Raw genomic sequence first — 14284 nt, 5'->3', positions numbered from 1 at the left:
TGGTTCCGCGAAAGCTTGGTCGTAAACTCGTAGGCGCCTGAAACGGCAAGACGATTCAAGGAGAACCGTGAAGGCGGGTCTTCCCCACGACCGAACCGTTCGACATTCCGTCAGATTTTATGAGTACGACCTGGGATCGGTTCGAAAAATTCCCGGAGGCGCTCACTCGCAAATCTCTTGAATCATCGCTTCAATCGACGAAACAAAAAAACAGTTGCGTGTTGATCCAACGATCTTCTCACCGTCGATGTCATCCGCGTTTTCCGCCCAGAATCCGATAACGATCTGTATACGCGCGTTCCGCCGCCGAAGGCGGCGGACGAGATAGCGTGCGTGAGCGACCGAAGACGTGTTGAGATAGCTTATGCAGATGGTGCTGACGTCACTAAGATCAAGCTTGCCTATATTGACCGCCTCAAGCTCGTCATGGGAGATATCTCGAATATCAAAATCCTTGCGCTCTAGAATATCACCAAGAACAACGGCTGCGGCATCATCGAGGTCGCCGCGTCCACCTGCAGAGACAATCGTTTTCGACTTTTCAATTTTGGACTGTTTTCCGTCAGCGTCGGCCTTCTTGACTTTGGCCTCCGCCTCGGCTTCCTTCACTCCTTCGTCTTCAACATCATGGTATTCTGAAAGGTTTTCGACGAGTAGGATCATGCTTTGCGCCACACGATTGCGCCTTGGCTCGTCAAGCACACCCCGGCCTCGATCGTGTTCGGCGAGCAGCAGCGCAGGAATGGCCACCGAAGCGTAGTAATCCATAACGGTCGCTGACTGCAAATATTCCTCTGCTTTCTCTGTTGCTTCATCCGGATCGCCAGATAACAGCCGTTGATATAGCTGCTGCGGCGGAAGGAGCACCGGCTCATTTCCGAGAAGAACATCGAGAAACTCGAACTTCGGCACATGTCTTCCAAGAACGACAAGACACACGGTGAGCGGTGTCGACAGGATCAATCCGATCGGTCCCCAGATCCAGGTCCAGACAATGGCGGCCATCAAGATGGCAACGGGGGACAGACCGGTCTTGGAACCGTAGAGAAGCGGCTCCATGATATTGTTGCTGAGGAGCTCCAGTATGATGAACAAGGCGGCCGTCCAGAAGAGCGTCATCCAACCCGGATCGACCGCCAGCGACAGTATAAGTGGAAACGCAGCTGCAATGATTGGCCCTATGTAGGGCACAAAACGGAGAACGATCGCCAGCATGCCCCATAGCATCGGGTTGGGAATACCAATGAACCATAGCCCGATCCCGATGGGCACACCGAAGCTGATATTGATGATCAGCTGCATCAGCAAATATTGACCGACGCGCTTGCCGGCATCATGCAGAGCAGTTGTCGTTCGGTGAATATCGCTTGCTCCCACCAGCTTGATGAAACGGTCGCGCAAATCTTCACGCCGCATAAGCATGAAAATGACCACCACAATGACAATGCCGATTGTCGCCAAGGGCTGGATCAACGGTCCGGCAAAGGTCTGTAGCAGGCTTAAGGGATCTGGTGGTGGATTGCGGATTTCCACAGGTACGGGTTTGTCAGGATCTGTTCCGCGCAAGGGTGGTAGAGGGGCAGGCGGTGCAACATTTTGGGGAGGTTGTCGCGCCGGGTCTGGTTTGGGCGCTGCTCGGTTGTCGCTTTCAAAGCGTTGCACTTCGTCCGATCGGCCAATTTCCTCGCTGAAGCGTTTGAACATGCGTGCTCCCCGATCAAAAATACTGTTGCCCGACTGCGCGTCCTTGATCGTGCGGATCTTCGTCTCGATATTGTATTGATAGCTTGGCAGGTTTTGCGCCAGCACAGTGAGCTGACTCGCAACAATGCTGACGAAAATGAAGATCACAAGAAACGCCGTTGTCACAACACTCAATACAGCAACACCCTTCGGCACACCCGAACGGTGCAGGCGGGTGACCAGCGGTGACAGCGCAAAGGTCAAAAGCAACGCCAATGCCAATGGCACGAAAATGTCGCGGGCAAAATAAAGCGCTGCGACAACGGCAATCGCGACAATAACTGGTGGAAACCGATTCGCCGCATTCGCCGAAACAGGCGTATAGATCGATCGTTGGGTTACCCGTTCGACGGCACGCGATGTCCCCCCGGCTTCTTCAGAAGGCATAAAAACCTACCGGTATGACATCCATAAAAATCCATCTCCGTTGAAACCCCGCGACAGGAACGAAGTCGGCTCAATTTGGTTGCATTTTCCTTCCTGGCCCTGGTTCAAGCTGATCACGTGGGAACCAAATCCTCGTTCGTGTGTTTCGGAGCTGTGCAGTTTTCGAGGCGAGGGAGGAAGGAATGTCCCTAACGACAATTCTGATCATAATTCTCATCTTGGCGCTTATCGGTGTGTTTCCAACTTGGCCTCACGCCAGGAATTGGGGCTACGGTCCCTCCGGACTCGTCGGATTAGTTCTGGTCGTTCTGTTGATTTTGCTTCTGATGGGCAGAATTTGACGCAGTTTTTAGACTCTCATTACGAGCGATCGTCCGACAGCTTAAAAGGAGTTTTACAATGTTACGCGGTGTCTTGCTTTGGCTTATTGGTCTGCCACTTCCGATCATCCTGATTTTGTGGTTTATGGGCTATCTCTCATAAGCTTGAAAAAGGTTGACCGCTTGCAGCGGTCTCCAATGCGTGGAACAAATACTGCAGACCACAGTTCTCGACTGATATCCCGAAGTTTTCTCAAGGAGTTTTTCCATGGCTACGGTTTCTTCAAAAATTCGCAAAGCGGTTGACGACGCGACCGATAGCAATTCGGATTTGCAAGCCCAGGTTACGGCTCTGAAGGAGGATATCGCGAATATTGCAGCAACCCTTGCCAAGATAGGGAAGAGTTCTGCCAAGGACGCCACGCGCAGCGCAGCAAGTTCTTACGAAACTGCAAAAGTCCGCAGTGAGGAAACGTTGGAAGACCTTCGTTTGCAGGCTCGCGAGCTCGAAGACCAGCTCACCGAGACTGTTCGTGAACACCCCTTGACCACGATTGCGGTCGCCGCCGGTGTCGGTTTTCTTCTCGCCCTGATCGCCCGCCGCTGACATGCTCAAACTATTAGCTCCACTTTTTACCAGCGTCGCCGCGGGTGAAGTTGGCCTCGTGATAAGCAGACTGAAGCGCAACGCTGTCTTCACTGGCATTATCGCGGTGCTGGCAACTATCGGAGTGATTTTCCTGGTTGTGGCTGCCTATATCACCCTTGCCGAGCGCTACGGCGAAATGCGCGCATCGTTGATCCTCGCCGGTAGCGCATTCGGCTTGGCTATCATTACTTACATCGTCATGAAGATTGTCGAACGCGCCGCGCGAAATCGCCAGCGCGAACGTGCAAAGGTTGACACGTCCGCTCTTCTCACAGTGGCAGCTCTAGCTGCAGCACCGGTTGTTCTGCGATCGCGCGCGCTCATGATGCTGGCAGTTCCTCTCGTGGCTTTCGGAGGTCTGTCGCTTCTGACGAAACCAAAGAAGAAGAAAAGTCGGCGTCCTGAAGACACGTCATCTCTGGGCAAGGATATTTGAGTGATCGCGGATTGGCATGGAAATCAACGCCTCCATGCCAGTTTCGGGATAGCTCAACCTGACGCTGCTCGACAGAACCTTATCAAGGCTGCGTTCGATCAGTCTTTCACCGAGCCCTCGCACTTCGGGAGGCAGCACTCTTGGACCGTTGGATTCGACCCAATGGATTGTAACGCGGGACTCATCGAGACCGGGCTCTATCTGCCATGACACCCGCACGCGACCGTCGGCGACGGAAAGGGCCCCATGTCGCGCTGCATTGGTCGCAAGCTCGTGCAGCGCAATGCCAAGCCCGAGCGCGTGGTCCGGCGGCAGTACCATGTCCTCTCCTGAGAGTTCGATTTGCCGAGGATCAAAACCCGCATAAGGCTCCACTTGCTTGGCAATTAGATCGACTAGGCTGATGCCGCTCCATTCCCGATCAGAAAGCAATGTGTGTGCTTCCGAAATGGCCCGAAGGCGTCCCGAAAACGCTTCCATGAACTCGGCTGGATCGGACGTTCGATTGAGCGTCTGCCGTGCCAGTGATTGCAACATCGCCAAGGTGTTTTTAACACGGTGGTTCAACTCGCGTAGCAGAAGCCGCGTCTTTTCGGCAGCCTTCTTTGTGTCCGTAATATCAATATTGACGCCAACGGCAACCACCGGTCTCCCCTGGGCATCGCGTTCGAAAATACGGCCGCGCCCTAGAAGCCATTGACCCGATGACGCAGCGCGGAATTCTCCGACATAATCCTGATTGTTGACGAGTGCGCGTGTGAAGGCCGATTTCATCCTTGGAAAATCGTCTGGGTGCATTGCTCTGAACACGTCTTCGCCGCTGACAGGTTGATCGGGACTAAGGTCAAGCATTGAATAGGCCATCCTGTTGCCGGTGAACCTGCCCGTGCGCAGATCCCATACCCAACTGCCGACATTGCCAACCTCAAGTGCCATGGAATTGCGATCTTCATCCTGATGCAACCTTGCCACGGCATCGGTTCCTGTGCGGAATTCACGTTTGAGCGTGATAAACGAACCGGCAAGTCTTGCCAGATGCATGAGTTGCTCTTGCTGGATTGAAGCGAATTCCGTTCGCGGCTCGTCTGACAGGACACTGAGGGCTCCAATGCATTCGTCGGAGACACAGATCGGTGCAACGGCCAGGAAACGGAGATTTGGCCCATGGGTTACAGCATCGATTTCGGAGTAGCGCACATCCTCGGCAGCGTTCAGTATGATCAGGCAACTCCTGTCAGGTGCCGCCAGTGAACTGGCTTCAATAGCCCAGATGTTGGCTATACCAAGACGGCCGGCAGAGGACAGGACACGGCTTCTTTTCTCATCCACAAGCGTGATCTGTGCGCCTCTGCTGTTGGACATCGACAGTGCGAGTTCCGTCAAACAATGAAATTCGCTGTCACGTTCGCGAATTTCAAGCGTTCTCAAAGTCGAAAGAACATCACGACGCGACGACCCCGACAGAAATTCTAACGTGCTTTCTGAAATGTTTTCCGATCTCATATCCACATGATGGCACGCATGGCCACCCTACTCATACCCACCTATTCAGCTCCCTCAAGAACGCAACCCTTTGGCCTTTGTTCCTTGATCGGAACATTTATGCAGCACCTTCGTTTTCACTAGGCTATCGAAGGAGGCCGAAATGCTTGAAGCGAATGACATTCTTTCTGACGAAAGCCTGAGCAGGGTGCAGAAGATCGCCAAACTGGAAGAACTGTTGAGCGAGGCTCGGGGACTACAGCGAGCAGCCACAGAAAGTGGTATGGATCCCGATGATGGTGTGACACGAAATTTGCGGGATATCGAACTTGCCCTTGACCAGTTGAACGCCGAAAAACCGGAAACAGGTGCGGCAACGCTGTGACCAAGGCCTCACTCATCTTTTTCGGTGGCCTCCTGTGGCTTTACCTCCATGAGGCCCGGTAGCGCCACCTTCACCAAGGTGCCTCCGCCCGGATTGACAGAGTAAGAAACGGATCCACCGAACTGCTGGCAAAGCTGATCGACGATAAGCGACCCAAGTCCAGGCGAGCGTTTTTTTGACCTCTTCTGCATGCCGATCCCCGTATCGGCAATCTCCAGTCGCAGGACATCACCTTCATCGCGCACAAGATCAATTCTTATTTCTCCCGGCCTGTTGCCCGGAAAAGCGTGCTTTATAGCGTTCATCGTCAACTCGCCGATGATGATTCCCAAAGTGGTGGCATCGCGAGAGCTGAGGTTTATTGGGCCGAGCTGCGCAGCAATCCTGATATCCCGGTCATGGGCGGTCGACTGCTTGATGTCAGCGATAACGTCCGGCAAATATTCATCAGCGCGGACGGTCTCATGATCCTTGCCAAGCCGCAGACGCCTGTGCGCGGACGAAATGGTCTGAATTCTGTCGCGCGCAGCTCCAAGTGCTGCGCGTATTTCCTCCGATGATACGTCCCGCATCTGGATACCGAGTAGCGACGAGACCGTCGCAAGCGAATTTCCTATACGATGGTCGGAATCCTGCAGCAGTGTTTCCACGCGTGCCCGCTCCCGTTTTGCCAAGAGCATGGCTTTTTCAAGTTCCGCCGTCCGGTCCTGGACCATGCTTTCCAGAATCGTTTTTTCTGAAAGAAGCAATGACTGTCCCTCGGTCAGCTTCCGTACATAACGCCTGGTGCGGTTCGCAAGAATGACAGCCAGAATCAAGGCACCCCCAAGGGACGAGAGCGCGGCGATAGTTAGCCAGCTTCTCATTCGATCCACAGCAATGTTTCGTTCAATCAGCCTTCGATCTTCTTCTGCGAGAAAGCTGTCGACAGTTTTGTTGATTTCATCGAGTTGACCAACGCCGAAGTTTGATCCGAGGGACGCACGGGCAGCTTGCGTATTCATCCCTGCAAGTGCCAACGAAATTGCCGCATCCACGTTTCTCTGTTTTGCTTTCGCCAGATCACGGATTCGAGTCGCCGTAGCCTGCTGCCGCGGATTTCCCTTGGTCATTTCCGTAAGCGTGTTGAGGCTCTCGTCGAGCCGGGCGGTTACGTTCCGATATTGATCGAGTAGCGGGGCACTCTGCGTCAAGATGAACCCGCGTTGACTGTTGTGAGCCTCGGCCATCAGTGACAGCGAAACATACGCCTGTTCGCGCACCCTGTAGGTCGCGAGGATATCGTCGATCTGATTGTTGACACTGCGCGCGAGGATAATCGTTGAGCCGGCCGAACCGATAATCATGCCGAGTGAAAGTACGATCGCCAAGCCTCTCAGCGGCCTCTGTGAAAAGCTCATGACAATTCTGCGCCACCACGACAAACCATGTACCCTCCGTATGTTCGAGATACCTTTGATATATGGTCGGAGCGTGCCCGGCAAACCCGGCGATCCAGAATTGTCCTGCATCAGGAATTTGCATCCGTTGGGTGGTTCTTGGTGGGGTGAGCCGTTTGATCTGCCGACGGTGCCTAAGCCTGTCGACTGACGCAAATGCAAGGGTCGTGCTCAGGCGAACTTGTTTGAGGTGACTTGCGTCGCAATCGAATCAGGACCGTAGTCCACCTCTCCCTGAATCTCGAGCAATTCTTGCAGACGAGTTCTGGCGCGGCTCACGCGGCTTTTGATCGTTCCGACGGCGCACTCGCAGATTTCGGCAGCCTCCTCGTAGGAAAAGCCCGAAGCTCCGACCAGTATGATCGCTTCACGCTGATCGTCGGGTAGTTTTTCGAGCGCCTTGCGAAAATCCTGCAGGTCAAGCGAGCCATATTGTGCCGGATGAACGGACAACTGCTCCGTAAATATCCCATCGGAATCTTGGACCTCACGCCCGCGCTTGCGCATCTGACTGTAGAATTCGTTGCGTAAGATCGTAAACAGCCAAGCCTTGATATTGGTGCCGGGCTCGAACGAATCCTGTTTGGCCCATGCTTTCATAATCGTATCCTGCACAAGGTCATCCGCCCTGTCCGGATTACCGATCAGTGACACTGCAAATGCTCGCAGTTTCGGCAAGGCAGCAATCAAATCTCTCTTGAAGTCGGCAGATTCATGTACCATTCAACAGCCTGTTATTTGGATGATTGCGTATGATTGCGTTCAGCCTCATCAAGCTTTTCAAGAAGATCGAGAAAACGAGCCGGTATTTCTTCCTCCTGCACCGATGCGTAAAGCGCGCGTAACTTCAGACCAATTTCTGTTTCAGCATTCTTGATGTCGCGGCGGCGAACTCGCACCTTTTCAGGAGCGTCAATAGAGTTCTTTTTGGCGTTCATTGTCTGATCTTTGCTGGTGGTTCGTCGCTGTAGTATGAATAGAGCCTGTACCCAAGGCACATTAATGATGACAATTCCTGACAAAGAAGAAAGTTCCGTTACAGGGAACTTTTTTTTGCGAAAGTGTTTCAGGAAGGAACTCACCACGCCTCATACCCCACCCGAAACAGGGAAATCACTATAATGTCATTGTCCACCCGGATAGCCCCTCATCTGCCATATCTTCGCCGTTTCGCTCGCGCTATCACCGGCTCGCAATCTTCCGGCGACGCCTATGTCGCGGCGACGCTTGAAATTCTCATCACTGACGTTTCCCTTTTCCCTCAAACAGGATCCGATCGTGCCAGCCTCTACAAGCTGCTGATCAAACATTTCAACTCCGTCAATGTTCGCCCTCTCGAACTGAAATCCGAGTTCGGCTGGGAGCGACACGCAGCGGCCAACCTTACTGCCATCGCGCCGAAAGCCCGCCAGGCCTTCTTGCTGATCAGCCTTGAAGGTTTCAGCCAGTCAGAGACGATGGAAATTCTAGAAGTGACGGATAGCGAACTTTACGGGCTGTTGGATGAAGCATCCGTCGGCATTTCAAAACAGATCGCAACCGACATTCTGATCATTGAGGACGAACCTCTGATCGCCATGGATATCGAGCACATGGTCCAGACGCTCGGGCACCGCGTAGTCGGCATTGCGCGCACGCGCGACGAGGCGCTCAAGATTTACTCCGCCACCCATCCGAGCATGATTCTGGCAGATATCCAGCTTGCAGACGGAAGCTCCGGTATCGACGCGGTGAACAACATTCTCAGCCAGGATGCGGTTCCTGTTATTTTCATCACCGCCTTCCCCGAAAGGTTGCTGACAGGAGAACGGCCGGAACCCACATTCCTTGTTACCAAACCGTTCAACCCTGATATGGTGAAGGCATTAATCACCCAGGCACTGTTCTTCAAAGAAAGCAGCAAAGCCAAAGCATAGAGCGGGTTAACCTCCTGCCTCGGGAACAAAACGGCGTCTTGCCCGTTTTGAATCCGACAAGACAGGGAGATGATAAATGCTTTATTATGCTGTAATTTTTCTGATCATAGCACTTGTGGCAGGAGCGTTAGGGTTCGGCGGTATTGCCGGTGCCTCGGCGGGCATCGCCCAGATCATTTTCTATGTGTTCCTGGCGCTGCTGCTGATCTCATTGATCGCCAGTATTATACGCCGCGCTTAGCTGCGGCAAATCACAAAAACCGCCGGTTTCGTACTGGCGGTTTTTGTGTTTTTATAACACCTGCCTGGGATTGCGGCACACTCATTTTTTGTAGTAGGTCACGCTGAATGAAGCGTGGAGCCAAGGGTGTTCTGGCGAAATTTCAGCATGGCCTCACTTGATGGCCCACCAATCGATTGGTCAAAGCTTGCGCGCCTCGCCCCGCGTGCAATCGTTCTATACATCCTTGCCATTTTAATACTGCGCCTCTTTCTTTCACGGTTCATGGAAATCGATGAGGCGCAATTCGTTGGCGAAGTTGCGTTCGCTTGGAACTATGGCAACTCGCATCCGCCAATGTACAATTGGCTGGTGCGACTCGCGCTCGAACTGACTGGTTGGAACTGGGTTCTTGCTGTCGCTCTGGTGCGCCTTTCCCTGCTTGGGCTCTATCACTGGCTTAGTTTCGATACCGCTCGTAGGCTGGGTGGTGACCGCGCAGGCGTACTGGCGTTAACCGCGTCGGCGTTTCTGCCGCAGATAGTTTGGATGTCCATCCAGACTACAGCACATACTATTCTCGTTATTTCCGCATCAATCGGCATCGTCCACGCCTTTGCTCTGTTGCGTGAGGGAAAGGGCGCGCGCGCATATGTCTGGTTTGGTATCTGGGCCGCAATCGGGGCTCTGGCCAAGTACAACTTCTTCATTTTTCTGGTCAGCTTTCTCATCGCCGCGGCGATGACGCCACCCATTCGCCGTCAATTGTTCCAGCGGCGGATCTGGATCTCGATTGCTATTTTCATTGCCGCTTTTACACCTGTCATTGTCGCCTCCCTCAATGCACCCTTGGCGGCTACCGCCGGCAGAATGCACAAGCTTGCTCAGGCGATCGGCTACCTGGAATCATTTGATCTTCCGCGGGTAGGAATCGACGGGCTAGCCAGTCTCCTGATTTCAACTTTCCTGTGGGCCGGCCTTGCCCTCATAATCTTCTGGATTGGTCGGAGTCGCGATCATCCACGTCCCCCGCCGGATGGCGCCGCGGATGTCCGCAAGCTCCTGCTTCGCACAATACTGATTGGCCTCGCCGCCTTCGCCGCGCTGGTTTTCATCGCCGACTACCATTCCGTCGCAGAGCGCTATATGGCCCCGATTCTGGCACCGACTGCGATCCTTTTGGCGCTTTCTTTGCCGCAGGTACTCGGCGCACGCAATGTGCTCGTTATCTCAGGCGCAATGTACATCCTTGCCCCGCTGGCAGTCGCAATCATTGCCCTGTTCGGAACGCCCCGATTCAACTTTCCTTTCGACGGCGTTGCCGACGCCATTCGCGCCCAGAACCCCACGCCTGCCAGGATCACCTCCAACCGTCAGGACGATGCGGGCAATGTGGCAGCCCTCCTGCACTGGCCGCCTGAAAGGGGCGAAGCTTCGGATATTGTTCTGGTCTGGCAGGGCGATGATGACGCCGGTGAAGAAGCCTTGGCGCGATTACCGACTGACGCGCAGCCAATCGGACCGGTAACACGCGTGACCGCACGAGTGCGAAACTTCAATGGGGAACTGCGAACCTTTAGCTTCCAACGTTATTCATCTCGGTTACCGATACCGGATCAGAATAGCGGCGGATGAGCCAGAAAACACCGACTGTATCCAGAAAAGCCACCGCAGCGCGATCAAAAAAACCATATTTCGATACGCCGGCCAGCCTTGGTCGATCCTCTACGTCGACCTCGATCACTGGCAGCCCGGCCCGTCGCGACAAAGCCGGGATGAACCGATGCATGTTGTCGAAATAGGGCAGACTTTGCGCTACCACAGCCGGAAGAATCTTGAAACCACAACCTGCGTCCCGGCAATCATCCTTCAGCAGCCGTTTGCGCACGAAATTAGCGGATCTGGAAGTCAACAGTTTGACGATACCATCGTTACGCCGTTTCCGTACACCCGCGAAAAGCGCAGGAGATGCGCGCTCAAGGCGGGGCCACAATCGCGCAATATCCATCGGGTCGTTCTGACCATCGCCATCCAGCGTCGCAATCCACCGGCCATGGGCCGCCCGAAAGCCACTGATCAAGGCGCGTGATTTGCCGGCGCGTTTTTTGTGGCACAGCACACGGGTGTGGTCGCCGGCCGCTGCTGCTTCTTCCGCCGATCCATCAGCGGACCCATCATCGACCACAATGATTTCATAGGATGGGCCGGATAAGAGCGCGGTATTGATTTCCCTCACCAGGTTCCCGATGTTGCCGGACTCGTTGTAGCATGGGATTACGATCGTCAAATCGGTCATATTGAGAACCATTGGTGAAGGGGATGCCACATCCGGATGCCCAAGATCACTGAATGATTTTGAAGATGCAGCCACCACCTAAATATAGACATGTTGGAGCGAATTCCATCCCCCTGGACGGTATCCGCGTCAAGAAGCATCGACCAAAATTCAAATGCGGTGATCGGAGCGCCGCAATTCCGCCACGTCCGTCAATGCTAAATCATCAGACTTTCGACGCGGCTGGTTTATGGTTAATACTTCATTAATCGAAGTCTCCCTAAAGTCGGGATCAAACCATCGCTCTAGTCCGGTCCGGCAATGAAATTTGAGGCATTAAAGGCAACACTGAAAGGCAAACGCACATTCTTACATGTCGTTTTTCTGATTGTGGCCTTGACCGCCATGTCAGCCATTCCATCGTTTGTTCGGGCGCAAGAACGGGGATCGCAACCGGCTGCGGAACCGTTGGATGCAAAGCGCGCGCAAACTGCCAAGGAACTCGAAGACCTGACCGGGCAGATATCGGTGTCCTCAGAGCGTGTCACGGCGCTGGACAATGAAATCGCAGCGCTGAAAAAGGATCAAACCACGATAACCGCCGCACTCATCCAGTCGGCCAAGACAGAGAAAAAGCTGAGTGAGGATATAACTGGCTTCAGCGACAAGCTGGCCGGCCTGCGCGAACGGGAAGATAGCATAAAGACGTCGCTGAAATCCCGGCGTGGTGCGCTCGCCGAAGTGTTGGCAGCCTTGCAGCGCATGGGCCTCAATCCGCCGCCGGCAATTCTAGTTCGTCCTGATGATGCCCTCGCATCTGTGCGAAGCGCGGTTCTTCTCGGCGCTGTTGTTCCCGAAATGCGTCAACAGACCGAGGCCCTGATCGCAGACCTGAAGGATCTGACCCGCGTCAAGATCTCGATTGACGAGGAACGGAGCCGTCTGACCGCCGCACTTTCGGGGCAGGCAGAAGAGAAGGCGCGACTCGACCTGCTGCTGGCTGCGAAGCAAAAAATGCAAACCGCCTCTGAAGAAACGCGCCTCGCTGAGCAACAGCATGCCGAGGACCTCGCCAAGCGCGCCACGTCGCTGCGTGATCTGATTGCCACCATGGAAAAGGACATGCAGGAGGTCAAGAAGGCTGCCGAGGCTGCGAGTGCACAGGAGCAACAGAAGATGGCCGCAAGCCAGCAACGTGCCGATGATTTCGCCTCCAACCAGAGCCGCCTTTCGGCACAGGTCAATTTTGCGTCGCTGAAAGGCCATCTTTCCATGCCAGCAGCAGGCAAGCTGGTGAAGAATTTCGGCGACGATGACGGCGTAGGCGGCACGGTTCAGGGTGACACGCTCGCGACCGCTCCAGGTGCCACGATTACCTCACCGGTCGACGCCGTAGTCCTTTATGCGGGCGCGTTCAGGTCATACGGCCAACTCTTGATACTTGACGCGGGCAATGGATATCATGTTGTCTTGGCGGGAATGAATAAAATAAACGTCTCCCAGAACCAGTTTGTACTGGCTGGAGAACCGGTCGGTGTGATGAACAAGCAACTTATTGCGAGTACCGCACCTGTTCCGATGGGAAATGGAGCTCCAATGCTTTACATTGAGTTCCGGAAGGATACAAAACCTGTTAATCCCGCTCCCTGGTGGGCGGAAAGGCTTGCTGGAAGGACCGCAAATGATACGTAGGCTAACGCTTCTCATGGCCGGAGCCCTGTTGGGTGCGACGGCAATGGTCGTTGTGCAGGGAGCTCTGCCCACTACCGCTGCAGAAGCTGCGGGCACCGATACCTATAAACAGCTATCAATTTTTGGTGATATATTCGAGCGCGTCCGCGCCCAATACGTCACACCACCCGACGACAAAAAGCTGGTCGAGAGCGCCATCAACGGCATGCTGACCTCGCTCGATCCACACTCATCCTACATGAATGCTGAACAGGCGCAGGACATGCGCGTTCAGACCAAGGGTGAATTCGGCGGCCTTGGTATCGAAGTCACCATGGAAAACGAACTTGTGAAGGTTATCGCTCCGATCGAGGACACCCCGGCATCGAAGGCTGGCGTCTTGGCGGGCGACTATATTTCGCAAATCGATGGCACTGAGGTGCGTGGTATGACGCTGACTGACGCTGTCGACAAGATGCGCGGTGAGGTGAACACGCCGATCGAACTGACGCTCATTCGTCAGGGTGCCGACAAGCCGATCAAGCTCACCATTGTCCGCGACGTGGTCAAGGTCAAAGCTGTCCGCTCCCGGGTCGATAACGACGTAGGTTATGTCCGCGTCATTTCCTTCACCGAACAGACCTTCGAGGACCTGCAGAAGGCAATCAAGGATATCCAGAGCAAGGTTCCGGACGACAAGCTCAAGGGCTTTGTGCTCGATCTGCGCTTGAACCCCGGTGGTCTGCTCGACCAGGCCGTCGCCGTCTCCGATGCTTTCCTCGACAAGGGCGAGGTTGTCTCGACACGTGGCCGCGATCCGCAGGATATCACCCGGTTCGACGCAAGGCCCGGCGATCTGACGAATGGCAAGCCGCTGATCGTCCTGATCAATGGCGGCTCGGCCAGTGCTTCGGAAATCGTCGCCGGCGCGTTGCAGGACCATCGTCGCGGAACGATCCTCGGAACGCGCTCGTTCGGCAAAGGTTCGGTACAGACCATTATACCGCTCGGCGAAAGCGGCGCATTGCGTCTGACGACGGCGCTTTATTACACACCTGCTGGAAAATCCATCCAGGGCAAGGGTATTGTCCCGGACATCGCTGTCGATCAGCCGCTTCCCGCCGACCTTCAGGGCAAGGCCGAGCCAATGAGTGAATCCAGCCTGAAGGGTCACATCAAAGGCGTGCAAGAAGATGCTGAGGGTTCCGGGTCGATCGCCTATGTACCGCCGGATCCGAAGGACGACCTGCAGCTCATCCAGGCGTTGAAGCTTCTGCGCGGCGAACAGGCAAATGCAGCCTTCCCGGCTGATCCCAAGAAGGGTGTGCCTAACTGATATGAAAATGGGGACCGGACTTTTC

General features: G+C 54.6%; 15 protein-coding genes. 9 read left to right on the top strand and 6 right to left on the bottom strand.

Translation table 11 applies throughout. From position 1 onward, the window contains the following. Positions 1-162: 162 nt before the first annotated feature. The gene (locus N8E88_RS19405) at positions 163-2130 is read right to left on the bottom strand and encodes an AI-2E family transporter (RefSeq protein WP_262295103.1); all 1968 of its coding nucleotides are present in this window, start codon (positions 2128-2130) and stop codon (positions 163-165) included. 182 nt (positions 2131-2312) lie between these two features. Here N8E88_RS19405 and N8E88_RS19400 point away from each other — a divergent pair, with 182 nt between their 5' ends. The 3 genes from N8E88_RS19400 to N8E88_RS19390 all read left to right on the top strand — a co-directional run bounded on the left by N8E88_RS19400 (position 2313) and on the right by N8E88_RS19390 (position 3535). Continuing rightward, positions 2313-2471, top strand: a complete 159-nt coding sequence (locus tag N8E88_RS19400) for a DUF3309 family protein (protein WP_114431723.1) — start codon at positions 2313-2315, stop codon at positions 2469-2471. Between the two features lie 247 nt (positions 2472-2718). Continuing rightward, complete coding sequence (locus N8E88_RS19395) at positions 2719-3057, top strand: ElaB/YgaM/YqjD family protein (RefSeq protein ID WP_262295102.1); 339 nt, start codon at positions 2719-2721, stop codon at positions 3055-3057. A gap of 58 nt (positions 3058-3115) precedes the next feature. Beyond that, entirely contained in the window at positions 3116-3535 is a 420-nt protein-coding gene (locus N8E88_RS19390) for a hypothetical protein (protein WP_262295101.1), read from the top strand. Here N8E88_RS19390 and N8E88_RS19385 read toward each other — a convergent pair. Then, the gene (locus N8E88_RS19385) at positions 3512-4897 is read right to left on the bottom strand and encodes an HWE histidine kinase domain-containing protein (RefSeq protein ID WP_262295100.1); all 1386 of its coding nucleotides are present in this window, start codon (positions 4895-4897) and stop codon (positions 3512-3514) included. The genes N8E88_RS19390 and N8E88_RS19385 overlap by 24 nt on opposite strands. A 283-nt stretch (positions 4898-5180) precedes the next feature. On the opposite strand from N8E88_RS19385, the gene N8E88_RS19380 reads away from it, so the two are divergent. Further along, complete coding sequence (locus N8E88_RS19380) at positions 5181-5402, top strand: hypothetical protein (RefSeq protein ID WP_114431719.1); 222 nt, start codon at positions 5181-5183, stop codon at positions 5400-5402. 8 nt (positions 5403-5410) lie between these two features. Here the strand turns inward: N8E88_RS19380 and N8E88_RS19375 are convergent, their stop codons facing one another. The 3 genes from N8E88_RS19375 to N8E88_RS19365 form a co-directional block, all read right to left on the bottom strand. Then, on the bottom strand, positions 5411-6802 hold the full coding sequence (locus N8E88_RS19375; protein ID WP_262295099.1) for a sensor histidine kinase: 1392 nt from the start codon (positions 6800-6802) through the stop codon (positions 5411-5413). 210 nt (positions 6803-7012) lie between these two features. Then, positions 7013-7564, bottom strand: a complete 552-nt coding sequence (locus tag N8E88_RS19370) for an RNA polymerase sigma factor (protein ID WP_112532195.1) — start codon at positions 7562-7564, stop codon at positions 7013-7015. An 11-nt stretch (positions 7565-7575) separates the two neighbouring features. Continuing rightward, positions 7576-7779: a NepR family anti-sigma factor gene (locus N8E88_RS19365; protein ID WP_112532194.1), complete on the bottom strand. Its 204-nt coding sequence runs from the start codon at positions 7777-7779 to the stop codon at positions 7576-7578. A 183-nt stretch (positions 7780-7962) separates the two neighbouring features. Here N8E88_RS19365 and N8E88_RS19360 point away from each other — a divergent pair, with 183 nt between their 5' ends. The 3 genes from N8E88_RS19360 (at position 7963) to N8E88_RS19350 (ending at position 10612) form a co-directional block, all read left to right on the top strand. After that, the gene (locus tag N8E88_RS19360; protein WP_262295098.1) at positions 7963-8757 is read left to right on the top strand and encodes a response regulator; all 795 of its coding nucleotides are present in this window, start codon (positions 7963-7965) and stop codon (positions 8755-8757) included. Positions 8758-8833: 76 nt separating this feature from the next. After that, positions 8834-8998, top strand: coding sequence for a DUF1328 domain-containing protein (locus N8E88_RS19355; protein ID WP_027231091.1), 165 nt, complete (start codon positions 8834-8836; stop codon positions 8996-8998). 147 nt (positions 8999-9145) lie between these two features. Then, positions 9146-10612 (top strand): ArnT family glycosyltransferase, encoded by a 1467-nt coding sequence (locus tag N8E88_RS19350; RefSeq protein WP_262295097.1) that lies wholly within the window; start codon positions 9146-9148, stop codon positions 10610-10612. On the opposite strand, the gene N8E88_RS19345 is transcribed toward N8E88_RS19350, so the two are convergent. Beyond that, positions 10554-11273 carry a glycosyltransferase family 2 protein gene (locus tag N8E88_RS19345; RefSeq protein ID WP_262295096.1) on the bottom strand — a complete coding sequence of 240 codons (720 nt, stop codon included), beginning with the start codon at positions 11271-11273 and terminating at the stop codon, positions 10554-10556. The two genes, N8E88_RS19350 and N8E88_RS19345, sit on opposite strands and share 59 nt — an antisense overlap. 300 nt (positions 11274-11573) lie before the next feature. Here N8E88_RS19345 and N8E88_RS19340 point away from each other — a divergent pair, with 300 nt between their 5' ends. Beyond that, a complete protein-coding gene (locus tag N8E88_RS19340) occupies positions 11574-12944 on the top strand; it encodes a murein hydrolase activator EnvC family protein (protein WP_262295095.1) in 1371 nt (456 codons plus the stop codon). Then, complete coding sequence (locus N8E88_RS19335) at positions 12934-14259, top strand: S41 family peptidase (RefSeq protein ID WP_112532191.1); 1326 nt, start codon at positions 12934-12936, stop codon at positions 14257-14259. The genes N8E88_RS19340 and N8E88_RS19335 overlap by 11 nt, the downstream gene beginning before the upstream one ends. Positions 14260-14284: the final 25 nt, after the last annotated feature.

This window comes from Phyllobacterium zundukense (genome assembly GCF_025452195.1).
GTDB lineage: Bacteria > Pseudomonadota > Alphaproteobacteria > Rhizobiales > Rhizobiaceae > Phyllobacterium > Phyllobacterium zundukense_A.
This window is presented reverse-complemented; position numbering and strand designations above follow the sequence as displayed.

Bases quoted from the DNA above. Each gene is read 5' to 3' on its own strand.
- N8E88_RS19405 (WP_262295103.1), bottom strand. From the start codon at position 2,130: ATGCCTTCTGAAGAAGCCGGGGGGACATCGCGTGCCGTCGAACGGGTA.
- N8E88_RS19400 (WP_114431723.1), top strand. From the start codon at position 2,313: ATGTCCCTAACGACAATTCTGATCATAATTCTCATCTTGGCGCTTATC.
- N8E88_RS19395 (WP_262295102.1), top strand. From the start codon at position 2,719: ATGGCTACGGTTTCTTCAAAAATTCGCAAAGCGGTTGACGACGCGACC.
- N8E88_RS19385 (WP_262295100.1), bottom strand. From the start codon at position 4,897: ATGTCCAACAGCAGAGGCGCACAGATCACGCTTGTGGATGAGAAAAGA.
- N8E88_RS19380 (WP_114431719.1), top strand. From the start codon at position 5,181: ATGCTTGAAGCGAATGACATTCTTTCTGACGAAAGCCTGAGCAGGGTG.
- N8E88_RS19375 (WP_262295099.1), bottom strand. From the start codon at position 6,802: ATGAGCTTTTCACAGAGGCCGCTGAGAGGCTTGGCGATCGTACTTTCA.
- N8E88_RS19370 (WP_112532195.1), bottom strand. From the start codon at position 7,564: ATGGTACATGAATCTGCCGACTTCAAGAGAGATTTGATTGCTGCCTTG.
- N8E88_RS19365 (WP_112532194.1), bottom strand. From the start codon at position 7,779: ATGAACGCCAAAAAGAACTCTATTGACGCTCCTGAAAAGGTGCGAGTT.
- N8E88_RS19360 (WP_262295098.1), top strand. From the start codon at position 7,963: ATGTCATTGTCCACCCGGATAGCCCCTCATCTGCCATATCTTCGCCGT.
- N8E88_RS19355 (WP_027231091.1), top strand. From the start codon at position 8,834: ATGCTTTATTATGCTGTAATTTTTCTGATCATAGCACTTGTGGCAGGA.
- N8E88_RS19350 (WP_262295097.1), top strand. From the start codon at position 9,146: ATGGCCTCACTTGATGGCCCACCAATCGATTGGTCAAAGCTTGCGCGC.
- N8E88_RS19345 (WP_262295096.1), bottom strand. From the start codon at position 11,273: ATGACCGATTTGACGATCGTAATCCCATGCTACAACGAGTCCGGCAAC.
- N8E88_RS19340 (WP_262295095.1), top strand. From the start codon at position 11,574: ATGAAATTTGAGGCATTAAAGGCAACACTGAAAGGCAAACGCACATTC.
- N8E88_RS19335 (WP_112532191.1), top strand. From the start codon at position 12,934: ATGATACGTAGGCTAACGCTTCTCATGGCCGGAGCCCTGTTGGGTGCG.